The sequence below is a fragment of the Phyllobacterium myrsinacearum genome (assembly GCF_002980555.1).
Classification (GTDB): Bacteria; Pseudomonadota; Alphaproteobacteria; order Rhizobiales; family Rhizobiaceae; genus Phyllobacterium; species Phyllobacterium myrsinacearum.
In genome coordinates, this window is sequence record NZ_PVBT01000001.1 from 712374 (window position 1) to 736392 (window position 24019).

The 24019-nt window shown below is 59.9% G+C and carries 23 protein-coding genes; 13 read left to right on the forward strand and 10 right to left on the reverse strand.

Annotated features, from left to right (window positions below):
- Positions 1-22: 22 nt before the first annotated feature.
- Entirely contained in the window at positions 23-973 is a 951-nt protein-coding gene (locus C5750_RS03355; protein ID WP_105732427.1) for a carbohydrate kinase family protein, read from the reverse strand.
- A 318-nt stretch (positions 974-1291) separates the two neighbouring features.
- On the opposite strand from C5750_RS03355, the gene recA reads away from it, so the two are divergent.
- The 3 genes from recA (at position 1292) to C5750_RS03375 (ending at position 6108) form a co-directional block, all read left to right on the forward strand.
- Positions 1292-2386 (forward strand): recombinase RecA, encoded by a 1095-nt coding sequence (gene recA / locus C5750_RS03365; RefSeq protein WP_105732429.1) that lies wholly within the window; start codon positions 1292-1294, stop codon positions 2384-2386.
- 351 nt (positions 2387-2737) lie between these two features.
- Positions 2738-5395, forward strand: a complete 2658-nt coding sequence (gene alaS, locus C5750_RS03370; RefSeq protein ID WP_105733091.1) for an alanine--tRNA ligase — start codon at positions 2738-2740, stop codon at positions 5393-5395.
- Between the two features lie 158 nt (positions 5396-5553).
- The gene (locus C5750_RS03375) at positions 5554-6108 is read left to right on the forward strand and encodes a hypothetical protein (RefSeq protein ID WP_105732430.1); all 555 of its coding nucleotides are present in this window, start codon (positions 5554-5556) and stop codon (positions 6106-6108) included.
- A 165-nt stretch (positions 6109-6273) separates the two neighbouring features.
- Here C5750_RS03375 and C5750_RS03380 read toward each other — a convergent pair whose 3' ends face one another.
- Positions 6274-7488, reverse strand: coding sequence for an NADP-dependent isocitrate dehydrogenase (locus tag C5750_RS03380; RefSeq protein WP_105732431.1), 1215 nt, complete (start codon positions 7486-7488; stop codon positions 6274-6276).
- A gap of 214 nt (positions 7489-7702) precedes the next feature.
- On the opposite strand from C5750_RS03380, the gene C5750_RS03385 reads away from it, so the two are divergent.
- Positions 7703-8572 carry an RNA methyltransferase gene (locus C5750_RS03385; RefSeq protein ID WP_105733092.1) on the forward strand — a complete coding sequence of 290 codons (870 nt, stop codon included), beginning with the start codon at positions 7703-7705 and terminating at the stop codon, positions 8570-8572.
- Entirely contained in the window at positions 8565-9365 is an 801-nt protein-coding gene (murI, locus tag C5750_RS03390) for a glutamate racemase (RefSeq protein ID WP_105732432.1), read from the forward strand. Before C5750_RS03385 ends, murI begins: the two co-directional genes overlap by 8 nt.
- A gap of 39 nt (positions 9366-9404) precedes the next feature.
- Here murI and C5750_RS03395 read toward each other — a convergent pair whose 3' ends face one another.
- Both C5750_RS03395 and C5750_RS03400 read right to left on the reverse strand, forming a co-directional pair.
- Positions 9405-10469 carry an LLM class flavin-dependent oxidoreductase gene (locus C5750_RS03395; protein ID WP_105733093.1) on the reverse strand — a complete coding sequence of 355 codons (1065 nt, stop codon included), beginning with the start codon at positions 10467-10469 and terminating at the stop codon, positions 9405-9407.
- 138 nt (positions 10470-10607) lie between these two features.
- Positions 10608-11249 (reverse strand): NAD(P)-dependent oxidoreductase, encoded by a 642-nt coding sequence (locus C5750_RS03400; RefSeq protein WP_105732433.1) that lies wholly within the window; start codon positions 11247-11249, stop codon positions 10608-10610.
- A 150-nt stretch (positions 11250-11399) separates the two neighbouring features.
- Here C5750_RS03400 and C5750_RS03405 point away from each other — a divergent pair, with 150 nt between their 5' ends.
- Both C5750_RS03405 and C5750_RS03410 read left to right on the forward strand, forming a co-directional pair.
- Complete coding sequence (locus C5750_RS03405; protein ID WP_105732434.1) at positions 11400-11816, forward strand: winged helix-turn-helix transcriptional regulator; 417 nt, start codon at positions 11400-11402, stop codon at positions 11814-11816.
- A 66-nt stretch (positions 11817-11882) separates the two neighbouring features.
- Positions 11883-12074: a DUF3008 family protein gene (locus tag C5750_RS03410; protein ID WP_105732435.1), complete on the forward strand. Its 192-nt coding sequence runs from the start codon at positions 11883-11885 to the stop codon at positions 12072-12074.
- Between the two features lie 20 nt (positions 12075-12094).
- On the opposite strand, the gene C5750_RS03415 is transcribed toward C5750_RS03410, so the two are convergent.
- Positions 12095-12991 (reverse strand): extensin-like domain-containing protein, encoded by an 897-nt coding sequence (locus tag C5750_RS03415; RefSeq protein ID WP_105732436.1) that lies wholly within the window; start codon positions 12989-12991, stop codon positions 12095-12097.
- Positions 12992-13285: 294 nt separating this feature from the next.
- On the opposite strand from C5750_RS03415, the gene rpsD reads away from it, so the two are divergent.
- From rpsD to C5750_RS03440, 4 genes are all read left to right on the forward strand, one after another.
- A complete protein-coding gene (rpsD, locus tag C5750_RS03420; RefSeq protein ID WP_105732437.1) occupies positions 13286-13903 on the forward strand; it encodes a 30S ribosomal protein S4 in 618 nt (205 codons plus the stop codon).
- 76 nt (positions 13904-13979) lie between these two features.
- Entirely contained in the window at positions 13980-14909 is a 930-nt protein-coding gene (locus C5750_RS03425; protein WP_105732438.1) for a glutaminase, read from the forward strand.
- Between the two features lie 235 nt (positions 14910-15144).
- Positions 15145-16008, forward strand: a complete 864-nt coding sequence (gene ttcA / locus C5750_RS03435; RefSeq protein WP_105732439.1) for a tRNA 2-thiocytidine(32) synthetase TtcA — start codon at positions 15145-15147, stop codon at positions 16006-16008.
- Positions 15998-16825, forward strand: a complete 828-nt coding sequence (locus C5750_RS03440) for an inositol monophosphatase family protein (protein WP_105732440.1) — start codon at positions 15998-16000, stop codon at positions 16823-16825. The genes ttcA and C5750_RS03440 overlap by 11 nt, the downstream gene beginning before the upstream one ends.
- 9 nt (positions 16826-16834) lie before the next feature.
- Here the strand turns inward: C5750_RS03440 and C5750_RS03445 are convergent, their stop codons facing one another.
- Both C5750_RS03445 and grxD read right to left on the reverse strand, forming a co-directional pair.
- Positions 16835-18040, reverse strand: a complete 1206-nt coding sequence (locus C5750_RS03445; RefSeq protein WP_105733094.1) for a multidrug effflux MFS transporter — start codon at positions 18038-18040, stop codon at positions 16835-16837.
- 140 nt (positions 18041-18180) lie between these two features.
- A complete protein-coding gene (grxD, locus tag C5750_RS03450; protein ID WP_105732441.1) occupies positions 18181-18513 on the reverse strand; it encodes a Grx4 family monothiol glutaredoxin in 333 nt (110 codons plus the stop codon).
- A 175-nt stretch (positions 18514-18688) separates the two neighbouring features.
- On the opposite strand from grxD, the gene C5750_RS03455 reads away from it, so the two are divergent.
- Complete coding sequence (locus C5750_RS03455; protein WP_245420963.1) at positions 18689-19432, forward strand: phosphodiester glycosidase family protein; 744 nt, start codon at positions 18689-18691, stop codon at positions 19430-19432.
- A 13-nt stretch (positions 19433-19445) separates the two neighbouring features.
- Here C5750_RS03455 and C5750_RS03460 read toward each other — a convergent pair whose 3' ends face one another.
- From C5750_RS03460 to C5750_RS03470, 3 genes are all read right to left on the reverse strand, one after another.
- Entirely contained in the window at positions 19446-19679 is a 234-nt protein-coding gene (locus C5750_RS03460) for a BolA/IbaG family iron-sulfur metabolism protein (RefSeq protein ID WP_091877529.1), read from the reverse strand.
- A gap of 43 nt (positions 19680-19722) precedes the next feature.
- Positions 19723-21954: a phosphoribosylformylglycinamidine synthase subunit PurL gene (purL, locus tag C5750_RS03465; protein WP_105732443.1), complete on the reverse strand. Its 2232-nt coding sequence runs from the start codon at positions 21952-21954 to the stop codon at positions 19723-19725.
- Positions 21955-22103: 149 nt separating this feature from the next.
- Entirely contained in the window at positions 22104-23525 is a 1422-nt protein-coding gene (locus C5750_RS03470; protein WP_105732444.1) for an aminotransferase-like domain-containing protein, read from the reverse strand.
- A 93-nt stretch (positions 23526-23618) separates the two neighbouring features.
- Between C5750_RS03470 and C5750_RS03475 the strand changes: the two genes are divergently transcribed.
- On the forward strand, positions 23619-23864 hold the full coding sequence (locus C5750_RS03475; protein ID WP_158531238.1) for a DUF1127 domain-containing protein: 246 nt from the start codon (positions 23619-23621) through the stop codon (positions 23862-23864).
- Positions 23865-24019 lie beyond the last annotated feature (155 nt).

The following is a 24019-nucleotide window of genomic DNA, read 5'->3' on the forward strand; positions in this document are numbered from 1 at the left end:
TTTGTCATGTCTGGCCGTTGGCTCAGGCGAGCGGCATGGCTGCCGGTATGGCCGCAAGTGCCGCGTCGAAAATCCTGGATGTGAAGACCGGCGTTGCCGAATGGGTTTGCAGCGTCAGCGCCGAGGCGGCAAAGCCTTCGCGCACGGCGTCCGTGAGGGGCAGGCCGCGCATCAGCGCCGATATGGTGCCGCCCGCCAGCGCATCACCCGCACCGGTGACGTCGGCAATGCCGCTCAGTTCGGGCGGCAAAAGGGAAAATGCGCCTGCGCTCGAATAGGCCAGCGCAGCCTGGCCGCCATTGCTGACAACGGCCGCCTGCAGCCCCTCCGCCATCAATGCGCGGTGCAGAGCGGGCAGGCTGGCATCGGCGCCGAGCCCCGTCAGCGCGAAGGCTTCGCGCCGGTTGAGGAACAGGCAGGCGAGATTGCCGAGCACCGGCCGCAGACGCACGGCCTTGGCCGGGGAAATCGCCAGCGCATAGAGCGGCTTGCCGCCAGCCAGCTCCGCCAGTTTTTGCAACGCTTCGGATGGCAGGTTGGCATCGCCGAAAACCGCATCGGCCGCTTCAATCGAATCGCGCACCTTGCGCCGCCTGAGCTGCCGGGGCAGGGCGAGTTCATACAGCGCCATGTCGGCAATGGCCGCAACCACGTCACCCTGTTCATCGAGAATCGCCGTATAGCTCGGCGTTGCCCGGTCGATGAACACGGCGGAACTGTCCGTGATTCCGGCGGCCTCAAAGGCCGCGCCGATGACATCGCCAACCCGGTCGCCGCCGCGCACCGACAGCATTTCAGCCCGTACGCCGCGCCGCACGGCAAGGCGCAGTGCATTGAAGACGCCGCCGCCGGGCTCTTCGCGCATGATGCCGGGGTTGGACGCGCCGGGAATGAAGGGAACGCTGCTCTGGCCGCGCCGGTCCATATGGGCGCCGCCGACAGCAAACAGCAGCGGTGTGTAATCCTGAGTCATGGTTGGTGGCTTTTGCTGAACAAAATGATCGGTTGCAAGACACTTGGTCTTTTTCTTCTCTAGATTGCCTGCGGCCCTGACGCAATCGCCGCAACGATTCGAATCCGGCGGCCGCCGTTTTCCCGTTCCCGCTGTCCAGGCACGAGGAACATGTGGACAAGCGCAAACGGGTCAACTCCGGAACATTTTAAGAACATTTTTGTGTTATTGTTGCTTTTCAATGGCTTGTGCATATTGCCAAATGAGAACAAAACAGATACAAATATCTTCAAAGGCCGGAGCATCCGGGCTTCATGGATAGCACAGGGGTAGTGTAACATGGCTCAAAATTCTTTGCGGTTAGTTGAGGGTAATTCGGTGGATAAAACGAAAGCGCTGGATGCGGCATTGTCACAGATCGAGAGAGCCTTTGGTAAGGGTTCGATCATGCGGCTTGGACGCAATGAGCAGGTGGTGGAAATTGAGACGGTGTCGACCGGCTCGCTTTCCCTGGATATAGCCCTCGGCGTCGGCGGTCTGCCGAAAGGCCGTATTGTCGAGATTTACGGGCCGGAAAGCTCCGGTAAGACAACCCTGGCGCTGCATACGATTGCCGAAGCCCAGAAGAAGGGCGGCATCTGCGCCTTTGTCGACGCCGAGCATGCGCTGGACCCGGTCTATGCCCGCAAGCTGGGCGTGGATCTGGAGAACCTTCTGATCTCGCAGCCCGATACCGGCGAACAGGCGCTGGAGATCACCGATACGCTGGTCCGGTCCGGTGCGATCGATGTTCTGGTGGTCGATTCCGTTGCTGCCTTGACCCCGCGTGCGGAAATCGAAGGCGAGATGGGCGATTCTCTCCCCGGCCTGCAGGCCCGCTTGATGAGCCAGGCGCTGCGCAAGCTGACCGCATCCATCTCCCGCTCCAATTGCATGGTCATCTTCATCAACCAGATCCGCATGAAGATCGGCGTGATGTTCGGTTCACCTGAAACCACGACGGGCGGCAATGCGCTGAAATTCTATGCTTCGGTGCGCCTCGACATCCGCCGCATCGGTGCGCTGAAGGAGCGTGACGAGGTGGTCGGTAACCAGACCCGCGTCAAGGTGGTCAAGAACAAGCTGGCGCCGCCCTTCAAGCAGGTCGAATTCGACATCATGTATGGCGAAGGCGTTTCCAAGACGGGCGAGCTGGTCGATCTGGGCGTCAAGGCGGGTATCGTCGAAAAGTCCGGTTCGTGGTTCTCCTACAACTCCCAGCGTCTGGGGCAGGGCCGCGACAACGCGAAACTGTTCCTCAGGGACAATCCGGAAGTCGCCAATGAAATTGAGCTGGTTCTGCGCCAGAATGCCGGTCTGATTGCCGAGCAGATGCTGGACAAGGGCCCGGACGATATCGAGGACAATGACGGACCCGAGGCCGCCGAAGGCTGATCTCCTAAGGGCGGACCGTTCCGGTCTGCGCTTCATCACCCGCATCCGGCTGCCGGATGCGGGTTTTTCTTTTAAAATGCTCTCACGCTGTAAGACCGTCTTTCATATTGGGGCTAACTTCCCTCATGCTGAGCTTGTCGAAGCACGCACAACCGCTCTGCGTGCTTCGACAAGCTCGGTATGAGGGAGAGTGCGCGTATTCGAAGGCTGTGCTGTTCATAAGCAAGGCCCATTATCACAGGGATTTTCTGGACAGGCCGCGGTCGCATCGCTACAAGCGTTGCGTTCCGCCCTTTGTTGCAGAAAGGGCCTATTTCGCTTTGGTTAGAGACAAGTCAGAAGGCAATGCACATGAGTGGCGTCAACGAAATCCGGTCGACATTTCTGAACTATTTCAAGAAGAACGGCCATGAGATCGTGGCGTCGAGCCCGCTCGTGCCGCGCAACGACCCGACGCTGATGTTCACCAATGCCGGCATGGTACAGTTCAAGAACGTTTTCACCGGTCTGGAGCAGCGGCCCTACAGCCGCGCGACCACATCGCAGAAATGCGTGCGCGCCGGCGGCAAGCACAATGACCTCGACAATGTCGGCTATACCGCACGCCATCACACCTTCTTTGAAATGCTCGGCAATTTCTCCTTCGGTGATTATTTCAAGGAGGAGGCGATCAGCCTCGCCTGGAACCTGATCACCAAGGAGTATGGTCTCGACAAGAACAAGCTGCTCGTCACCGTCTACCATACGGACGATGCGGCTGCCGGATTCTGGAAGAAGATTGCCGGTCTGTCCGATGACCGCATCATCCGCATCGCCACCAGCGACAATTTCTGGGCGATGGGCGATACCGGCCCATGCGGTCCGTGCTCGGAAATTTTCTACGATCATGGCGAAGACATCTGGGGCGGCCCTCCCGGCAGCGCCAATGAGGACGGCGACCGCTTCATCGAGATCTGGAACCTCGTCTTCATGCAGTTCGAGCAGATCACCAAGGAAGAGCGCATCGAGTTGCCGCGCCCGTCGATCGATACGGGCATGGGGCTGGAACGCCTGGCAGCCGTGCTGCAGGGCGAGCATGACAATTATGATATCGACCTGTTCCGGGCGCTCATCCGCGCGTCGGAAGACGCGACCGGCGTCAAGGCGGAAGGAAAGTTCCGCGCCAGCCACCGGGTGATCGCCGATCACCTGCGTTCGTCCAGTTTCCTCATTGCCGATGGCGTGCTGCCGTCGAATGAAGGCCGCGGCTATGTGCTGCGCCGCATCATGCGCCGCGCCATGCGCCATGCGCAGCTGCTGGGTGCCAGGGAGCCGCTGATGTGGCGCCTGCTGCCGGCGCTTATCCGCGAGATGGGCCAGGCCTATCCGGAGCTGATCCGGGCGGAATCGCTGATTTCTGAAACGCTGAAGCTCGAGGAAACCCGCTTCCGCAAGACGCTGGATCGCGGCCTTGGCCTGCTCAGCGATGCCACGGAAGGTCTTGGCGAAGGCGACCGTCTCGATGGCGAAACCGCGTTCAAACTCTATGACACCTTCGGTTTCCCGCTGGATCTGACCCAGGATGCGCTGCGCCAGCGCGGGATTGCTGTTGACACGGATGCCTTTGCCGCGGCCATGGAGCGGCAGAAAGCGGAAGCCCGCGCCCATTGGTCCGGCTCCGGCGATGCGGCGACCGAAACGGTCTGGTTTGCGGTGCGCGACAAGGTCGGCGCGACCGAATTCCTCGGTTATGAGACGGAGAAGGCCGAAGGCGTCATCACCGCGCTGGTGCGGGACGGTGCGCAGGTGGACAGCGCCGGGGAAGGCGAGGCCGTTGCCCTCGTGGTCAACCAGACGCCGTTCTATGGCGAGTCCGGCGGCCAGCAGGGCGATACCGGCATCATCTCCGGTGACGGCTTTACCGTTGTTGTCACCGACACGCAGAAGAAGAATGACGGCGTGTTCGTGCATCTGGGCAAGGTGCTCAAGGGCACGGTGAAGCTCGGCGCGCCGGTGGAGCTGACCGTCGACAGCGCCCGCCGCACGCGCATCCGCTCCAACCACTCGGCGACGCACCTGCTGCATGAGGCGCTGCGCGAAACCCTCGGCACCCACGTGGCGCAAAAAGGCTCGCTCGTTGCGCCGGATCGCCTGCGTTTCGATTTTTCCCATCCGAAGCCGATTTCGGACAAGGAACTGGCCGTCATCGAAGACCTTGCCAACGAAATCGTCCTGCAGAACGCACCGGTCAGCACCCGCCTGATGGCGGTCGACGATGCCATCGCGGAAGGCGCCATGGCGTTGTTCGGCGAGAAATATGGCGATGAAGTGCGCGTGGTTTCCATGGGCACGGCGCTGCATGGCGAGAAATCGGGCAAGAGCTATTCGACGGAATTGTGCGGCGGCACGCATGTGCGCGCCACCGGCGATATCGGCCTGATCCGCATCGTGTCGGAAAGCGCCGTGGCGGCGGGCGTGCGCCGCATGGAGGCGCTGACTGGCGAAGCCGCGCGCCGCTACCTCGAAGAGCAGGACGACCGGGTCAAGGCGATTGCCGGCGTGTTGAAGTCCACGCCTGCCGACGCGCTGGCGCGTGTGACCGCATTGCTGGATGAGCGCCGCAAGCTGGAACGCGAGCTCACCGAGGCGCGCAAGCAATTGGCGCTTGGCGGCTCCGGCAATGGCGCAGCACCGTCCGAAACGGTCAATGGTGTCGGCTTCATCGGCAAGGTGGTCACCGGCGTCAATCCGCGCGATCTGAAGCCGCTGGCCGACGATGCCAAAAAAACCATCGGATCCGGCATCGTGACGTTCATTGGCGTTTCGGGAGATGGCAAGGCCAGCGCGGTCGTTGGCGTTACCGATGATCTCGTCGGCAGGTTCAGCGCCGTCGATCTGGTCAAGGTCGCCTCCGCGGCGCTTGGCGGTGCCGGTGGCGGCGGCCGTCCCGACATGGCGCAGGCCGGCGGACCCGACGGCTCCAGGGCCGAGGCTGCCGTGGCAGCCGTGCGCGACGCGCTCGCCGGCTAAGATAAGCATTGTATTTCCGGCCGCGGGTGATGCGGCCGGAAATGCCGCCTGCTCATACTAATTGCGGAGTGGGCAAGAGATTGATTTTCCGGTATTTTTGCTACGTTTTGGTTTTCATTTTCAAAAGTTGTTTTTAGTCATTCATTTCGAGAACTATCGTGAAGACAATACCGGTTCTTCTGTTCGCCGCGATGCTGCTTGTTTCCTGCCAGACCTCGACGGTCGTCAAGGATGTTCATATGCGCAGCGACACGGCCTTTGGGCCTGATGTCCTGGCCTATCTGGATTTGTTCATGTCGCTGAACGCGCAGCCCTACTATTCGACCACCGTGGGATACGGTTTCAAGACGTTTTATACCGGCCCGCGCAAGAGCCATTTTTCCGAGGCCTGGAGCTATGGCCGGCAGATGCAGTTCGAAAAGGGGGTCAGCAGACGGGGAGCCTGTTTCTTTCGGCCCTGCCTGCCCACCCGCGAGGAAACCGGCGTGGTGGCCATGGATGAGGCGGATTTTGTTGCCGCTGCGACGAAAGGGCTCGACTTCGAACTCGCGGGCAAGGCGGGGAAAATTGTCGGCAGGATTCCGGCCCATGCCTTTCGCAGGGTGTTGGATCTCAAATCGAGCATGAAACTGCCGCCCGCTGCCGCAAACAAAGCGCCAGTGGTAAAAGCGCCGGCGCCTGCCGAAGACGACGGCATTGCAGACGACGAATAGTGCCCGCAGACCCCGGCTTGCGGTATCGCCGGAGCATAAGCCGGGTCAATGAGGAGGGACCGGCGTGAAAGCCAGCCGGTCAAAGAAAAGCCCCGGCGAACCGGGGCTTGTCTTATACGGTGGGGCGATGCCCGATCAGGCAGTCCCGCGATCAGGTGGCCCTGATCAGGCGCCCATGGCCTTGCTCAGGTTTTCGTCGATCTTGTCGAGGAAACCCGTGGTGGACAGCCAGGGCTGGTCGGGACCGATCAGCAGTGCCAGATCCTTGGTCATGTAACCGGCTTCGACCGTGTCGACGCAGACCTTTTCCAGCGTGTTGGCAAAGCGGTCGAGTTCGGTGTTGCCGTCCAGCTTGGCGCGATGGGCAAGGCCACGCGTCCAGGCAAAGATCGAGGCGATGGAGTTGGTCGAGGTTTCCTCGCCCTTCTGGTGCTGGCGGTAGTGGCGTGTCACCGTGCCGTGGGCGGCTTCCGCTTCCACCGTCTGGCCATCCGGGGTCATCAGCACAGAGGTCATCAGGCCGAGCGAGCCAAAGCCCTGCGCCACGATATCGGACTGCACGTCGCCGTCATAGTTCTTGCAGGCCCAGACATAGCCGCCGGACCATTTCAGCGCCGAGGCGACCATGTCGTCGATCAGGCGATGTTCGTAGGTGATCTTCTTCTCGGCGAACTTGTCCTTGAATTCGGCGTCGAATACTTCCTGGAAGATGTCCTTGAAGCGGCCGTCATAGGCCTTGAGGATGGTGTTCTTGGTTGAGAGATAGCAGGGAACGCCGCGGTTATAGGCATAGTTGAGCGAGGCGCGGGCAAAGTCGCGGATGGAATCATCCAGATTGTACATGGCCATGGCCACGCCGGCGCTCGGCGCATCATAGACGTCATGTTCGATGGTCTTGCCGTCTTCGCCGACAAACTTGATCGACAGTTTGCCCTTGCCGGGGAAGCGGAAATCGGTGGCGCGGTACTGGTCGCCGAAGGCATGGCGGCCGACGATGATCGGCTGGGTCCAGCCTGGAACCAGACGGGGAACGTTCTTGGCAATGATCGGTTCGCGGAAGATGACGCCGCCGAGAATGTTGCGGATGGTGCCGTTGGGCGACTTCCACATCTTCTTGAGGCCGAATTCCTCAACGCGCTGCTCGTCCGGGGTGATGGTCGCGCATTTGACGCCAACGCCATACTGCTTGATTGCATTGGCCGCGTCGATGGTCACCTGATCGTCGGTCGCATCGCGATGTTCGATGCCCAGATCGTAATATTTCAGGTCGATGTCGAGATAGGGATGGATCAGCTTGTCTTTGATGTGCTGCCAGATGATGCGGGTCATCTCGTCGCCGTCAAGTTCGACAACCGGGTTTGCAACCTTGATCTTTGCCATGAATAATCAGCCTCTTTATTACTGGTCTGGGAATGCCAGCATCGGTTTTCATTGAGGGTTCGCGCCCCTATAGCACTCGCAAACCAGAACGCAAAGACTGGCTTTAAGTGTTTAATCGCAATCTTGGCGGAATATGAACCGGGCACAGGCCCGATGCACGATTGCCCGCTGAAAAAACGCGTTGTATGAGGGCGGCATTCACAATGGATTGATCATGGCAGGTACAGACAGACAGCGCACACTCATTGCCGAAGGGCCGGCGATCATTCTGGTCGAGCCGCAATTGCCGGAGAATATCGGCATGGTGGCGCGGGCCATGGCCAATTTCGGGCTGGCGGAACTGCGCCTCGTCAAGCCGCGCGAGGAATTTCCCAACGACAAGGCGCGCTCCGCCGCAAGCCGGGCCGATCACATCATCGATGCGGCAAAGGTCTACGACGATCTGCCGTCGGCTATCGAGGATCTGCATTTCGTCTACGCGACGACGGCGCGGGAACGCGATGCGTTCAAGCAGGTGCGCGGACCCGTCGAAGCGGGCCAGACGCTGCGCCAGCGCTTCAACCGGGGCGAGAAAACCGGGATTCTTTTCGGCCGCGAGCGTTTCGGCCTCAATAATGACGAAGTCAGCCTCGCCGATGAGCTGGTGACATTTCCGGTCAATCCGGCATTCTCGTCGCTGAACATCGCACAGGCGGTTTTGCTCATGTCCTATGAGTGGATGAAGTCCGGGTTGGAGAAGGAGACGGACACGGCTTTCCGCGGTCCCGAACTGGAACCCGCGCCGAAGGAACAGCTGCAGGGCTTTTTCAATCATCTGGAGGATGCCTTGCAGGCGCGCGGCTATTTCCGCCCCATGGCGCGCAAAGAGATCATGGTCAACAATCTGCGCGGCGTTCTGACCCGCGCGGGCTTTTCCGACTCTGAACTGAGGCTGTTGCGCGGCGTGGTTGTTTCGCTGGACTATTTCAGCCCGAAGACGCCGCGCGGCTCCGGTGCACCGGAAGGGCGCAAGCGGGAAAAACCGGCGCCTGACAAAACGGCGGCCAAGCCAGCGGGACGCGAGGACATACCAGGCGATGAATGACGCAGCGGACCGGCCGATCATTGCGTTTGACAGCGGCATTGGCGGCTTGACCGTCCTGCGCGAGGCGCGGGTCCTCATCCCGGACCGGCGTTTTGTCTATATCGCCGACGATGCCGGTTTTCCCTATGGCGACTGGGACGAAGAGCCGTTGCGCGCCCGCATTCTCGGCCTGTTCGAGGGCTTCATTGCCACATATGATCCGGAGATTGTCATTATTCCCTGCAATACGGCGTCGACGCTGGTGCTGGACGATCTGCGCCGGGCCTTTCCGGCGGTGCCCTTTGTCGGCACTGTTCCCGCCATCAAACCGGCGGCAGAGCGCACGTCGTCGGGCCTCATCACCGTTTTGGCAACGCCGGGCACCGTCAAGCGTGCCTATACGCGCGATCTCATCCAGTCTTTTGCCACGAAATGCCATGTGCGGCTCGTCGGCAGCCAGAACCTGGCGCGCATGGCGGAAGCGCATATCCGCGGCGACCACTTGGACGATGCGGCGATCGCGGCGGAAATTGCGCCCTGCTTTGTCGAAATGGATGGCAAGCGCACCGATATCGTTGTTCTGGCCTGCACGCATTATCCGTTTCTGGCCAATGTGTTCCGCCGTCTTGCCCCGTGGCCGGTGGACTGGCTCGATCCGGCCGAAGCGATTGCCCGCCGCGCCCTGTCGCTGCTCAAGCCCAACGGAGCGGGCAGCGAGCCGGAACATGGCGATGACATTGCCGTGTTCACTTCGGGCAATCCCGACTTTTCCACCCGGCGCCTGATGCAGGGTTTCGGGCTGGCCACCGTTTGATCTTCAGTGACCGGCGGGACCGAAGCCCCGCCGTCGTGACTATGCCAATGCCGTTTCTTCCGCCTTCACGGGCTGGCCAAGTTCCTTGCGGATGATCGGGGCAACCTTTGTGCCGAACAGTTCGATGGCTTTCAGCGTGTTTTTGTGCGGCAGGCTGCCCAGATCGATCTGCAGCAGAAAACGGTCATGCTTGAAGTAGCTGTGCTGCAGCATGATCTTGTCGATGACCTCCTGCGGCGAGCCGACCAGAAGGGCACCGCGCGGGGTGCGGCCCGCTTCGAACTGCGCCCGGTTGCTTGGCGGCCAGCCGCGCTCACGGCCGATCTTGTTCATCACCACCTCATAGGACGGCCAGTAACCGTCCGCTGCGGCCTGCGATGTCTCGGCGACATAGCCATGCGAGTTGATGCTGACTTTCAGCGTTTCAGGCGCATGACCGGCCTTGGCCCCGGCTTCGCGGTAAAGATCGACCAGCGGTGCAAAGCGATGCGGTTCGCCGCCGATAATGGCTACAGCGAGCGGCAGGCCGAGCGTACCGGCGCGGATGACCGAGGCAGGGGTGCCGCCGACGGCAATCCATACGGGCAGCGGATTCTGCAGCGGCCGCGGATAAACGCCGAGATTGTTGATCGGCGCACGCAGATTGCCTTTCCAGGTCACGCGTTCGCTGGCGCGCAGTTTCAACAGGAGATCGAGCTTTTCGGTGAACAGCGCGTCGTAATCATTCAGGTCATAACCGAACAGGGGAAAGGACTCGATGAATGAGCCGCGTCCCGCCATGATTTCCGCACGGCCCGAGGAAATCAGGTCGAGCGTCGCATATTCCTGGAACACGCGAACCGGATCCTCCGAGCTCAAAACCGTGACCGCGCTGGTCAGCCGGATGTTTTTGGTGCGCGCCGCCCCGGCGGCAAGAACCACGGCCGGCGTGGAAATGACGAAATCCGGGCGGTGATGCTCGCCGATGCCAAACACATCGAGGCCAACCTGATCGGCCAGTTCCATCTCTTCCAGAAGGTTCTGCATGCGCTGGTGCGCGTCGATGGCAACGCCGCTCGCCGGGTCTGGGCTCATGCCCGCAAATGTGTAGATGCCGAGTTCCATGATCTTCACCTTCATGTCCTGTGTTGCTGTCTAGGTAAGCGCGGGCTGGCGGCTTGTGAAGAACGCACATTCGGGTTGCCGAGGCACCAAAAGGAAACCGCCCCGGATGGGGCGGCTGTGTCGTCAGGCCATCGGATATCAGTATCCGACGGTGAAGCGCTGCCGGATGTGCTTGCCTGCTTCGGCTTCATCAAGAATGGCGACGGCAAGATCAGCCACGCTGATGGTGCTGTGGCCCTCGGCGTTGAATATGGGATTGTCCTTGCCAAGCCGGTAGGTGCCGGTGCGCGCGCCCGGCACGAGGGCGAACGGCGGAGAGACAAAGCTCCAGTCCAGACTATTTTCCGTCTTCAGGTCGTTGAGCGCCTGACGGGCGCCGAGGGCACCTTCGCGATATTCGGCAGGAAAATCAGGGCCATCGACAAATTGCTTGCCTTCCTGATTCAACAGGCTGCCGGCGCCGCCAATGACGATCAGGCGCTTGACGCCTGCCTGCTTGGCCGCCTCCGTGATTGCCTTGCTCGCCTTGACATGAATGGCCTGAATATCAGGTTCGCCCCAGCCCGGATTATAGGCAGAGAGTACAATGTCATGACCTTTCAGCTTTTCAGTGAGGTCGGCGGCATCGAGCACATCCGCCTTGACTGCCTTGACGCCTTCGCGCTGTTCCACCTTGCCGGGATTGCGAACGAGAGCTGTCACGCTATGGCCGCGTGAGACGGCTTCCTGCAGAAGTTCCTTGCCAACGAAGCCGGTGGCGCCGATCAGTGCGATTTTCATTTTTCGATTTCCTATATGCTTGGGCACGGTTTGTTTTCTAGTTACTATTAATAACCATCTATGCTAGAAGTGGCGTCCTGTGAAGAACGCACTTTTTCCGTTTCAGGGAACACTGAGGTAACCGGCCCGGAAACACTGGAGATCTATCCGATGAGTATACATGCCAAACCCGATGGCGACGTGCCGCTGCTGTCAACCTCGGCCGCGATGGTCACTGACGGTGCAGGCAGTTGCCCGATGCGGGAAGTGCTCGATATTGTCGGCGACAGCTGGAGCCTTCTGGTGATCATCAACCTTCAGGGCGGTCCGCGCCGCTTCAACGTGCTGCGCCGCATGGTGGAGGGGATTTCGCAGCGCATGCTGACGGTCACGCTGCGTTCGCTGGAGCGTGACGGTCTGGTATCGCGTACCGTCAAGCCGGCATCGCCGCCGGAAGTCACCTATGCGCTGACCCCGATTGGCCATTCGATTGCCGTTCCCATCGGTGCCTTGGGCGAGTGGGCGGTGAAGAACCGCGATCATTTGCGGCAAGCCCGCACGGTTTTCGACGAGGCGCAGCAGAGCTGAGCATTCCGGAACACTCCCGCATCACACGCGTTGTTTCCCTGTAGGAAATTGACAGGGAGACAGACAATGCCTGCAAAATCCCAGGCGCAGCAGAAGGCTGCAGGGGCCGCCTTGTCGGCCAAGCGCGGCAAAACCCGGAAAAGCCAGCTCAAGGGCGCATCGAAGAGCATGTATGAATCGATGAGCGAAAAGCAGCTCGAAGACTTTGCCGAGACGGACCGCAAAGGCCTGCCGCAGAAGGTCCAGCCAAAGAAGTAAACCGCAAGGCGTGCACGCCATTACTGGCAGATGCGCGCCTTGCATGCCTTGCCGTGGCAGCCAAGATCAAGATGCATATTGCCCTGATGCGCGGCATCGCCCTCCGGTCCGATGACGGTCATGAACCGCTCGCAGCTGGTCTTGTGAATGGAGCGCCAGAAGTCCCGTTCTTCCGGCGTGCCATTCCAGCCGGAGCCGAGCTGCGTGGTTTTGCCGTTGGTGAATTTGAATGACATGATATCCAGCGCATTGGCAAAAGCGTGTTCCGATACGCGGCCCTTATTGCCGTTGTTGACCTTGCGGCACTGATAGTCGGATCCCGTTGCAATGGTTTCGATCCCGGCGCCAAAGGATTTTTGCGCGGCTTTCTCCACATCGCCGATCCATTCGGCGAGCGTTCCGGCCATGGTGCAATTGGTGGTGATGGGCGCGGCAAATTTTACAGGATTCTCCTTGCCGATCGCAGTGATCTTGAGGGGCGAGCGTTCGCCGCAGGTGCCTTCGGCAAGCGGCGGGACGATTTCACCCTGGACATCGCCGTTCATCAGCGCCGGACAGGCATTCTGGTACACCCGGTTGGGCGATGTTGCGGGATCGGCTTTCTCCGCCGTGTCCTCATCATCCGGCTTTGAATCCGTTTTCGCGTCCGCTGGACGATCCGGGCCAAACTGTTCCGCAGGTTTCACCGCGGGTTTTTCCTCCGGCTTGGGCGTTTCCGGTGCAGCTTCACCATCGGGCTTGGCAAGTGGAATGGGCGGTGTGATTGGAAGTGCGGGGCGGCTGGCCGCATTGTGATGCCGCCGCTGGCGTGCATCGGCACTGTCAGCCGATCCGAGCAAAGCTGTTGTTGCAAAACATGCGGTGAGGGATAAAAGGACGAATGTCGAGCAGCGCGACTGCTGTAAGGATAGGGTCATTTCCGGCTCTACTCCTGTTAAGCGTCTAGCCTAACGCCTGATGCGCCGGATCGGTTTCAAACTTTATGAACCCGTGAAATGCGCCGTCTCGCTTGACATCACGAAACCTTCACACTAGAAGCCACCCAGCGCAGGGCTCAACAGCTCTGCGTTTCATTTGACGTGTCCCGTGAGTGATTTCGCAAAGCGTGCGTGAATCATTCTGTCAGTCTTCAAAAACAGGAGGCAGAGGAGGGCGCGTTTCCTTGAATCGAGGCGCAAGCTTCGATTTGTGTTTGGTTGAAAGGAAATGCGATGAGCAAGCGCGAATCGTCCAAGTATAAAATTGATCGCCGTATGGGCGAAAACATCTGGGGCCGTCCGAAGTCCCCGGTGAACCGTCGTGAATATGGTCCTGGCCAGCACGGTCAGCGCCGCAAGAGCAAGCTTTCCGATTTCGGCGTACAGCTGCGCGCCAAGCAGAAGCTCAAGGGCTTCTACGGCGACATCTCGGAAAAGCAGTTCCGCAAGACCTATGAAGAAGCCGCCCGCCGCAAGGGCGATACCGGCGAACAGCTGATCGGCCTGCTCGAGTCGCGCCTGGATGCAGTGGTGTACCGCGCCAAGTTCGTTCCGACGATCTTTGCTGCGCGCCAGTTCGTCAACCATGGCCACGTCAACGTCAACGGCCGCCGCGTCAACATCCAGTCCTACATCTGCAAGGCAGGTGACGTGATTGAAGTGCGCGAAAAGTCGAAGCAGCTCGTGATCGTTCTGGAAGCCGTTCAGCTTGCTGAGCGCGATGTTCCTGAATATCTCGAAGTGGATCACAACAAGATGGTTGCCAAGTACACCCGCGTTCCGGCCTTCTCCGATGTGCCTTACGCCGTACAGATGGAACCGAACCTGGTTGTCGAATTCTATTCGCGTTAATCAGTTCTGAGTACAGGAAAAGCCGCCCCGAGAAATCCGGGCGGCTTTTTTTGTCTTATCCCTTGCCGGAGCGCACATGACCGATCTTCAGGATGTCGTCGACAGTGTCTATCAGGATCTAGCCAGCCGCATCGGCGAGGGCAAGCTGGCGGACTATATCCCTGAGCTGGCCACGGTCGATCCGAAACAGTTCGGGCTCGCCCTGTGCACCGTCGATGGACAGGTGCATACATCAGGCGATGCGGACACGTCCTTTTCCATCCAGAGCATTTCGAAGGTTTTCACGCTGACGCTGGCGCTCGGCAAGATCGGCGACGGGTTGTGGAAGCGCGTTGGCCGTGAGCCCTCCGGCAATGCCTTTAATTCCATTGTCCAGCTCGAACAGGAGAAGGGCAAGCCGCGTAACCCGTTCATCAATGCCGGAGCGATTGCGGTGGCCGATGTCGTGCTGGCCGGGCACCTGCCGAAGGAGGCAATCGGCGAAATCGTTCAGTTCATCCGGTATCTCGCCGATGATGAAACCATCGCCATCGACCACGACGTGGCGCGGTCGGAGACCAATACGGGTTATCGCAATGTGGCGCTGGCCAATTTCATGCGCTCCTTCGGCAATCTCAACCACCCGGCCGAACACGTGCTTGGCGTCTACTTCCACCACTGCGCCATCGCCATGTCCTGCCGGCAACTGGCACATGCGGGACTTTATCTGGCCTCGGCGGGCCGCAATCCGCTGAGCGGCGGCAGTGTGGTGTCATCCGGCCGGGCACGGCGCATTAACGCGTTGATGCTGATGTGCGGCCACTACGATGGCTCGGGCGATTTCGCCTATCGTGTCGGCCTGCCGGGCAAAAGCGGCGTTGGCGGCGGTATTCTCGCCATCGCTCCCGGCAAGGCGTCTATTGCCGCCTGGTCGCCTGGTCTGAACGAAAACGGCAATTCGCTGCTCGGTTCGGCTGCGCTGGAACTGCTGGCGCAAAGGACGGGCTGGTCGGTGTTCGGGCAGTAGGATGGTTTTCACCCCCCTCTGTCCTGCCGGACATCTCCCCCACAAGGGGGGAGATCACATCGGCATTGGGGATATCGCGTTATTTTCAGCGTTGAAGATTAACTGAAACAATTGTGAAAGCTGATCTCCCCCTTGTGGGGGAGATGGGTGGCAACCCAGAGGGGGGTGGTTGAGTCGCAATCATCCCTTGCCTTCGCTTTCAAGCCAAGGCAATGAAGGCGCCAGAGGTGTTACCATGACCATTCACGATCAGGAATTGACCGATGCCGCCGGTTGCCACCCGATGTTTCTCGGGGTGCCGTCCAATGTCGAGTTCAACAAGCTGCGCAAGCGCCTGTTGCGTAATACGCGGCAGGCCATCGACGATTTTGCCATGGTCAAGCCCGGCGAGCGCTGGTTGATCGGGCTTTCCGGCGGCAAGGACTCCTATGGGCTCCTGGCGCTGCTGCTCGATCTGAAATGGCGCGGCCTGCTGCCGGTGGAATTGCTGGCCTGCAATCTTGATCAGGGGCAGCCGAACTTTCCCAAGCATATCCTGCCGGATTTCCTGAAAAAGAACGGCATTGAGCACCGCATCGAATACAAGGACACCTATTCGATCGTCACGGACAAGGTGCAGGAAAACCAGACCTATTGCTCGCTTTGTTCGCGGCTGCGGCGCGGCCATCTCTACCGCGTGGCGCGGGAAGAGGGCTGTTCGGCGCTGGTGCTTGGCCATCACCGCGAGGATATTCTCGAAACCTTCTTCATGAACCTGTTCCACGGCGGCAGGCTGGCAGCGATGCCGCCCAAGCTCCTGAACGATGAGGGGGATGTTATGGTGCTGCGGCCGCTCAGCTACTGCGCCGAGGACGATCTGGAAAAATTTGCCGCCGCGATGCGGTTTCCCATCATCCCCTGCGATCTCTGCGGCAGTCAGGACGGGCTGCAGCGCAACATGATGAAGGCGATGCTGACCGATATCGAAAAGCGCATGCCGGGCCGCAAGGAAATCATGATCCGCGCGCTTGCCAATACGCGTCCAAGCCATCTTCTCGACCGGAATATTTTTGATTTCACCGGTCTTGTCACACACGGAGCCGAAGCCAGTGCAGTTTAATGACAACGACATCGATTGGTTGAGTGATCTGCTTGCTGCCGTTGCGGTTCAGGAAATCATGCCGCGCTTTCGCCAGCTTGGCACAGGCGATATCAAGCAGAAGACCTCGGCGCTCGATCTGGTGACGGAAGCCGACACCAGCGCTGAACGGGTGATCACGGCGCGGCTGCGCGAGCGCTATCCCGATGCATTCGTGCTGGGGGAGGAAGCCTGCGAACTCGATGCATCGCTGCTCGGCAAGCTGAAGGACGCGCCGCTGGCTTTTATCATCGACCCGGTGGATGGCACCTATAATTTTGCCACGGGCGTGCCGCTGTTCGGCGTGATGCTTGCGGTCGTGGTCAATGGCGAGACGGTGGCCGGGATCATTCACGATCCCGTCGGCAAGGACTGGATCATCGGCGTCAAAGGGGCGGGAAGCCACATCCGCTCGGCCTTCAACGTCAGGCAGAAAGTATCTGTCGCACCGCCTGCAGCGGTCAGCGAGATGCTGGGGGCGATTTCATGGCAGTTTTTGGCCGATCCCCTGCGCTCGACCCTTGCGCGCAACCACGCCAAGTGCAAGGCATCGTTCGGTTTCCGCTGCGCCGCGCATGAATACCGCCTGATTGCCTCGGGCAATGCGCACTTCGCCGTCTTCAACAAGCTGATGCCATGGGATCATCTGGCCGGCGTTCTCATCCACCGGGAAGCGGGCGGCCATGCGGCCCGCTTCGATGGTTCTGCCTATCTTCCCAGGCATCTGGACGGTGGCCTGCTGATTGCGCCTGATAAGGCGAACTGGCAGGATTTGCGCCGGACGCTTTGGTCTGAATAATCCGCGGGCTTAAACCCGCGGATTATGGGGATGGAAGAGCTTGCCCTTCTCGGCAATCAGCACGAACATCAGTCCGATCACCGAAACGACGAAGAAGCCCATGACCAGCGGCAGGGTCGTCCCGTCATAGGACTGGCCGATGATGGCGCCGATGGCGCCGCCGCCCGCCGTCCCCATGAAACCCAGCACCGAAGACGCCGTGCCGGCGACATGGCCGAGCGGCTCCATGGCAAGCGCATTGAAGTTCGAACCGATCCAGCCGAACTGGAACATCGCCATGGCGAAGAGCAGGAGGTAGATCGGGAACGGTGTCGGATGCGGACCGAATATGGTCAAGAGCAGCCAGGCCGTATTGATCGTCAGGAAGCCCATGAGCGCGCCATGCGACAGGCGGCGCATGCCGAACCGGCCAACGAAACGCGAGTTCACGAAGGACGAAAACGCCATCATGATCGCGATGGATGAAAACGCCACCGGGAACCAGATGCCGAGATCATAGATGCCGATATAGATCTGCTGGGCCGAATTGATGAAGCCGAACAGTGATCCAAACAGGAAGGCGCTGGCCAGCGTATAGCAAAGCGCCACCCGGTTGGTCAGAACGATCTTGAAGCCTTGCGCTACCGATGCCAGCGTAAACGGACGCCGGTCGGCGGGATCGAAGGTTTCCGGCAGGCGGAAATACATCCAGACGGTCACAGCCGCCGCCACGACGGCCATGAACATGAAGATCAGGTGCCAGTCGCCGAACAGCATCACGGCCTGGCCCGTGCCCGGTGCGATGACGGGTACGATCATGAAGACCATCATGATAAGCGACATGACTTCCGCCATCTGCCGCCCGCCATAGACGTCGCGGACGATGGAAATGGTGATGACGCGGGTGGCGGCCGAACCGATGCCCTGAATCAGGCGGAAGAGGAGCAGGGAGGCAAAGCTTGGCACGAAGGCTGCGCTGGCTGCGGCGATGACGTAGACAACCAGGCCGAACAGAAGCGGCTTGCGCCGGCCGAAGCGATCGGAAAGCGGGCCATAGAACAGCTGCGATACCGAGAAGCCGAGCAGATAGGCTGAAATCACATATTGCCGGTGGTTTTCATTCGTCACACCAAGGCTCGCGCCGATCTGCTGCAAGCCGGGCAGCATGATGTCGATGGCAAGCGCGTTGATCGCCATGAGCATGGCCATCATGCCGATGAATTCGACCTTGCCCATGCCCATGAGGCGTGGTGCGGACGTTTGTGTGGTGGTATCCATTGTGAGACCTGCAAAACAAAGACAAAGGCGCTGGAACAGCCAGCGCCTTGAGAAAATGATTCCGGATTGCCCCGGAACCGATTGAAACTGTTGCGTAGTCAGGCCGCCTTGGTGGCGATGCCCTTTTCGCTGAGCAGGGTTTGCAACTCGCCTGCCTGGAACATTTCGCGGATGATGTCGCAACCGCCGACGAATTCGCCCTTCACATAAAGCTGAGGGATGGTCGGCCAGTTGGAATAATCCTTGATACCCTGACGCAGTTCATTGGATGTCAGAATATTCACGCCCTTGTAGTCGACGCCGATGTAGTCAAGAATTTGCACGACCTGGCCTGAAAAGCCGCACTGCGGAAAGCCCGGCGTACCCTTCATGAAAAGGACGACGTCGTTGCTCTTGACCTCATTGTCGATAAATTCATTGATACCGCTCATTTCGGCAACCTTTCATACCAGATGACAACGAATCGTCATCAATGGTCCAAATTGATCTCGTTTAAACAAATAGCGCTTCAAATCTGGCAAAACAAGGCTGGTCACTGTGTCATCTCGTATCATTATAGCGGTCAGCGTCGTCGTTCTGGCAATTTTGGGAGGAATTTTCTGGTTCATGCGCCCGGCACCCCCACCCAAGCCTGCACCCAATCCGCCGGTCAACATCTCCGATGGCGATCTGCCCGATGTCTGCCGGAAGATGACATTCGAGGATGTCGATTCCATCGTCTGCGAGATCGATCTGCGCTCGCACCGCATCGATCTGGTGCGTACGGGCAAGGATGGCGAGCCCTATGGATCGCTGAAGACGTTCATGGAATCCCGGCTCCTGGACATACGCCCGATCCTGGCGATGAATGCGGGCATGTATGAAAAGGACCTTTCTCCGGTCGGCCTCTATGTCGAGGACGGCAAGGAGACGTCGGAACTGCAGACCGATGACGGCGAAGGCAATTTCTACATGAAGCCGAATGGGGTTTTCTTTATCGGGAAGGACGGTTCCGCCGGGATTCTGGAAACAGCGGCGTTTGATGCTGCCAAGCCCGACGTCCGCATCGCCACCCAATCGGGGCCAATGCTGGTCATCAACGGCCAGGTTCATCCGCGGTTCGAGCCGAACGGAACATCACGCCTGATCCGCAATGCCGTCGGCGTGCGCGACGCCCATACGGTCGTCCTGGCCATATCCATCGAGCCGGTGAGCTTGGGAAGTTTTGCCCGCCTGTTCAGGGACGGGCTGAATTGCGCCAACGCGCTCTTTCTCGACGGGACGATCTCGGCACTTGCCAACAACCGCAAGACCCTGATTGGCGGGGTCGACCCCGTGGGGCCGATTCTCGCCGTGTTCGCAAAGAAGTGATTACTGGAAGTGATTACTCTGGGGCGCTGGTCTGCAGGGCAAGGGCGTGCAGGACGCCGCCCATATTGCCCTTGAGTGCATCATAGACCATCTGGTGCTGCTGAACGCGCGACTTGCCGCGAAAACTCTCGGCGACGACTTCCGCGGCATAATGATCACCATCGCCGGCCAGGTCACGAATGGTCACCTGCGCGTCAGGAATGGCGTCCTTGATCATTTTCTCGATGTCGTGCGCGTCCATAGCCATGTTCTGTCTCCCAAACTTTCGCCTGTCCTTTACCGGGACAGGATCATGCAGCCTGTGTTTCTTCGCCGTCCTGACCGCTCATATAGTCAGGGAACCACGATTCGTGTGCTTTTGTCAGGTCTGCTACTGATATGGAGGCGAGGCCCTCGATCGTCAACGTGTTGCCGCCGACAGTGCCCAGCTTGCGGAACGGAACGCCCGATCCTTCAGCGTTGAGCGTGACGAAGTTGGCCATATCCGGGGCAACGGCAATGAGATAACGCGCCTGATCCTCGCCGAAAAGCACCGCATGGGCCGGGCCTTCGCCAATATTGACGTTGGCGCCCTTGGCCGCAGCCATGCACATCTCCGCGAGTGCAATGCCAAGGCCGCCGTCAGACAAATCATGGCAGGCGGTGACCTGACCATTGCGGATGGCCGAGCGGACAAAATTGCCGTTGCGCTTTTCGATGTTGAGGTCAACCGGCGGGGGCGGGCCATCGGCACGGCCATGCAGGTCGCGCAAGTAGACCGACTGGCCGAGATGGGTGCCGTCACCGCCGATGAGGATCAGCACGTCACGCTCATGCATGCCGCCGATCTTGGCTGTCTTCGACCAGTCAGGAATGAGGCCGACACCGGCAATGGTGGGTGTGGGCAGGATGGCCTGGCCGTTGGTCTCATTGTAGAGCGATACGTTGCCGGAAACGATGGGGAAGGCAAGCGCGCGGCAGGCATCGCCGATGCCGCCAATGGCCTTCACCAGCTGTCCCATGATTTCAGGACGCTCCGGATTGCCGAAATTGAGATTGTCGGTGGCGGCGAGCGGTTCTGCGCCCACAGCCGTCAGGTTGCGCCAGCATTCGGCAACAGCCTGCTTGCCGCCCTCATAGGGGTCGGCTTCGCAGTAGCGCGGCGTGACGTCGGACGAGAAGGCAAGCGCCTTGCTGCGGTGGCCTTCGACACGCACGACACCGGCATCGCCGCCGGGAACCTGCAGCGAATTGCCCTGAATCAGCGTGTCATATTGTTCGTAGACCCAGCGGCGCGACGACAGATCGGGCGAACCGATCAGCTTCAGCAGTGCGGCGCCGTAATCATCGACATCGGGAACGCTGGCAGCGGGTAGCGGTGCATGCTTGCCGGGTTCCATCCACGGTCGGTCATATTCCGGCGCCTGGTCACCAAGGTCCTTGATCGGCAGATTGGCGACTTCCTCGCCCTGATGGATGACGCGGAAGCGCAGATCATCGGTTGTGTAACCGACGATAGCAAAATCCAGGCCCCATTTCTTGAAGATCGCCTGGGCTTCCGCTTCCTTTTCCGGGCGCAGAACCATGAGCATGCGCTCCTGGCTTTCCGACAGCATCATTTCATAGGCGGTCATGCGCTCTTCGCGCACCGGCACGTCATCAAGGTTCAGCCGGATGCCGAGATTGCCCTTGGCGCCCATTTCCACGGCGGAGCAGGTGAGGCCTGCGGCGCCCATGTCCTGAATGGCGATGACGGCACCCGATGCCATCAGTTCCAGCGAGGCTTCAAGCAGGCATTTTTCCGTGAAGGGATCGCCGACCTGAACGGTCGGGCGCTTCTCTTCGATCGATTCGTCGAATTCAGCCGATGCCATCGTGGCGCCGCCGACGCCATCGCGGCCGGTCTTGGCGCCGAGATAGACAACGGGAAGGCCGACGCCCTTGGCTTCGGACAGGAAGATCGCATTGGTCTTGGCAAGGCCGGCGGCAAAAGCATTGACGAGAATATTGCCATTGTAGCGGGCGTCGAAATTGACTTCCCCGCCGACGGTGGGAACGCCGAAGGAATTGCCGTAGCCGCCGACACCTTCAACCACACCCGATACGAGGTGGCGCGTCTTCGGATGCGACGGCGCGCCGAAGCGCAGTGCATTCATGGCTGCAATCGGCCGGGCGCCCATGGTGAACACATCGCGCAGAATGCCGCCGACACCGGTCGCCGCACCCTGATAGGGCTCGATATAGGACGGGTGGTTGTGGCTCTCCATCTTGAAGACAACGCAGTCGCCATCGCCGATATCGACAACACCGGCATTTTCGCCGGGACCCTGAATGACCTGCGGTCCTGTTGTCGGCAGGGTACGCAGCCACTTCTTCGAGGATTTGTAGGAGCAATGCTCGTTCCACATGGCCGAGAAGATGCCGAGCTCGGTAAAGCTGGGTTCACGTCCGATCAGGTCGAGAATGCGTTGATATTCGTCCGGCTTGAGCCCGTGCGAAGCAACGAGTTCCGGCGTGATCTGGATTGTGTTGGAGAGAGCCATCGGTAATACCAATTCCATTGCGCTTTTCTTGGGTTCTCTTAGAGCAATTTGCACGGGGAATACACCATCTAACGCGGAAAAATTGTCGCTTGCCGCGTTTCGTCAACAGGTGGTGTCCAGCGGTGAAACGGTATGGGTGCTGCTGCTCCTCAGGAATAGCTGTCATAGCTCGCATTGTCGGTTTCCATCAACCGGCGCAGGATGGACAGGCCATTTTCCACTTCACGTAGCGTTCCGGGCACCGAATAGCCGAACCGCACCCGGTGAAAGGTCTTTTCCGTCCGTCCCGGCTTGAATTCGTCCTCGTCGTCAATGAGGACGCCCTCATTGAGCGCGGCGCTCTTGAAGGTGGCGGACAGCCATGGTTCCGGCAGTTTTACCCAGATGAATGGTGAATAGGGATGCGAATTGAGGTCGAAACCGGCAAAGATCGATCGCGCCAGTGTTTCCCGCCGGGCGGTTTCCTCCCGCACCTTGACCCGGATGGCGTCGGCCTCGCCGGAATTGACCAGTTGCGCGCCGAGTTCCGCCATGAGGAACGGCATGCCGCCGGTGACCATCTTATGGGCCGTCAGCACGCGCGATGCCAGATGCGGCGGGCAGGCGGCCCAGCCGCCGCGCACGCCGGCAGCGACGGATTTCGACAGGCCGCCAATGTGGAAGGTCCGCTCCGGCGCCAGTTCGGCAAACTTGACGTGGTCAAGACAGAGGAGCGAGCCGTAAATCTCGTCCTCGATGATCCAGACATTGTAGCGCCGGGCAATCTCGACAATGGCGCGGCGATGTTCCTCGGACATGGTCGTCGCCGTCGGATTCTGCAGCGACGGCATCAGAAATACGAGTTTGGGGTGCTGCTGGGCGCAGAGCCGTTCAAAATCGTCCGGTGTTGCGCTGCCGTTCTCGGTGTTCATGATGATGCTGCGCCGCCCCATCAGATTGACGCTGCGCGCGGCGGAGCAATAGGTCAAATCCTCGAAGGCAATGCGGTCGCCCGGCGTGGTAACCGCGGCGATAATGGCCAGAATGGCGGAATGGGCGCCGAGCGTCGGTACGATCGAGGCGGCGTCGGGCCGCCATTCCGCCGAACCGAGCCAGCGGCTTCCCGCCAATTGCCATGACGGGGGCAGGGTGCGGGAATAGCTGGCAATTTCGCCGGGATAGGACTGGGTGATATCCCGCAGGAAACGGTCCATCATGGCCGATTGCTCGACATCAATCGCCGCCGTGCTGTCGAGACGGATATTGCCGGGCGCAATGATGGCGCTGCGCGTGCCGCCGAAGGGTTCGGAATGCTGGGCGGGCGGAAGCTCGATCAGCTTCGTCTCCTTGTGATCAATCACATAGGTGCCGCGGCCCACTTCGCCGCTGACAAGCCCGCGCTCGCGGATGAGATTGTACGCCCTGCCGACCGTACCGATTGTCACCCCGATATCGAAGGCGAGATTGCGCTGCGGAGGCAATTTGGTGCCGGGTGCAAGCACGCCTTGCGCAATATCCGATTCAATCCGCTCCGCCAGCTGCAGATAAAGCGGGCCTTTGCCGTGTTTCAGTTCTGGAAGCCAATTTGTCATGGTGACAATTATGTATATTGCGATTCCAATTGAGTCAATCCAAGACAATTGGCAGTGCAATTCGAGTCAATTCGGCTCGATAGGATGGATGTTATGGGTACAATTGATGCAATTGAAAGAGAATGCTCCGATGTAGTGCGCGCACGCCGCGACGTGCCAACAGGCGTATTGGGTCACAATCCGACGGCGTTCCGCCGCATGATGGAATGGTTGTCCGTGGCTGCGCGAAAGCACAACACGCGCATTCATCTGAGTGAGCTTTCCGCTGAACAGCTGAAGGACATCGGAATGACGCCGTTTGACGCGTTGCGTGAGTCACGCCGTTTCTTCTGGGATTAGAGCGGTTTGCGACCATATTGAATCGTTCTGCCGGAGGGAATTTGGTTCAAGGTCGAGGGGTTTGGCGAGACCGATGCCTTTCCATCGGGCGAAGCCGAAGCCCGATGGCATTGGGCCAAATTCACCCGGCCCTCCGGTCGAACCGCATTTCTGCC

Excerpts from the sequence above, each read along its gene's own strand:
- C5750_RS03355 (WP_105732427.1), bottom strand. The coding sequence starts at position 973 with ATGACTCAGGATTACACACCGCTGCTGTTTGCTGTCGGCGGCGCCCAT.
- recA (WP_105732429.1), top strand. The coding sequence starts at position 1,292 with ATGGCTCAAAATTCTTTGCGGTTAGTTGAGGGTAATTCGGTGGATAAA.
- alaS (WP_105733091.1), top strand. The coding sequence starts at position 2,738 with ATGAGTGGCGTCAACGAAATCCGGTCGACATTTCTGAACTATTTCAAG.
- C5750_RS03380 (WP_105732431.1), bottom strand. The coding sequence starts at position 7,488 with ATGGCAAAGATCAAGGTTGCAAACCCGGTTGTCGAACTTGACGGCGAC.
- C5750_RS03385 (WP_105733092.1), top strand. The coding sequence starts at position 7,703 with ATGGCAGGTACAGACAGACAGCGCACACTCATTGCCGAAGGGCCGGCG.
- murI (WP_105732432.1), top strand. The coding sequence starts at position 8,565 with ATGAATGACGCAGCGGACCGGCCGATCATTGCGTTTGACAGCGGCATT.
- C5750_RS03395 (WP_105733093.1), bottom strand. The coding sequence starts at position 10,469 with ATGGAACTCGGCATCTACACATTTGCGGGCATGAGCCCAGACCCGGCG.
- C5750_RS03400 (WP_105732433.1), bottom strand. The coding sequence starts at position 11,249 with ATGAAAATCGCACTGATCGGCGCCACCGGCTTCGTTGGCAAGGAACTT.
- C5750_RS03405 (WP_105732434.1), top strand. The coding sequence starts at position 11,400 with ATGAGTATACATGCCAAACCCGATGGCGACGTGCCGCTGCTGTCAACC.
- C5750_RS03410 (WP_105732435.1), top strand. The coding sequence starts at position 11,883 with ATGCCTGCAAAATCCCAGGCGCAGCAGAAGGCTGCAGGGGCCGCCTTG.
- C5750_RS03415 (WP_105732436.1), bottom strand. The coding sequence starts at position 12,991 with ATGACCCTATCCTTACAGCAGTCGCGCTGCTCGACATTCGTCCTTTTA.
- rpsD (WP_105732437.1), top strand. The coding sequence starts at position 13,286 with ATGAGCAAGCGCGAATCGTCCAAGTATAAAATTGATCGCCGTATGGGC.
- C5750_RS03425 (WP_105732438.1), top strand. The coding sequence starts at position 13,980 with ATGACCGATCTTCAGGATGTCGTCGACAGTGTCTATCAGGATCTAGCC.
- ttcA (WP_105732439.1), top strand. The coding sequence starts at position 15,145 with ATGACCATTCACGATCAGGAATTGACCGATGCCGCCGGTTGCCACCCG.
- C5750_RS03445 (WP_105733094.1), bottom strand. The coding sequence starts at position 18,040 with ATGGGCAAGGTCGAATTCATCGGCATGATGGCCATGCTCATGGCGATC.
- grxD (WP_105732441.1), bottom strand. The coding sequence starts at position 18,513 with ATGAGCGGTATCAATGAATTTATCGACAATGAGGTCAAGAGCAACGAC.
- C5750_RS03455 (WP_245420963.1), top strand. The coding sequence starts at position 18,689 with ATGCGCCCGGCACCCCCACCCAAGCCTGCACCCAATCCGCCGGTCAAC.
- C5750_RS03460 (WP_091877529.1), bottom strand. The coding sequence starts at position 19,679 with ATGGCTATGGACGCGCACGACATCGAGAAAATGATCAAGGACGCCATT.
- purL (WP_105732443.1), bottom strand. The coding sequence starts at position 21,954 with ATGGCTCTCTCCAACACAATCCAGATCACGCCGGAACTCGTTGCTTCG.
- C5750_RS03470 (WP_105732444.1), bottom strand. The coding sequence starts at position 23,525 with ATGACAAATTGGCTTCCAGAACTGAAACACGGCAAAGGCCCGCTTTAT.
- C5750_RS03475 (WP_158531238.1), top strand. The coding sequence starts at position 23,619 with ATGGGTACAATTGATGCAATTGAAAGAGAATGCTCCGATGTAGTGCGC.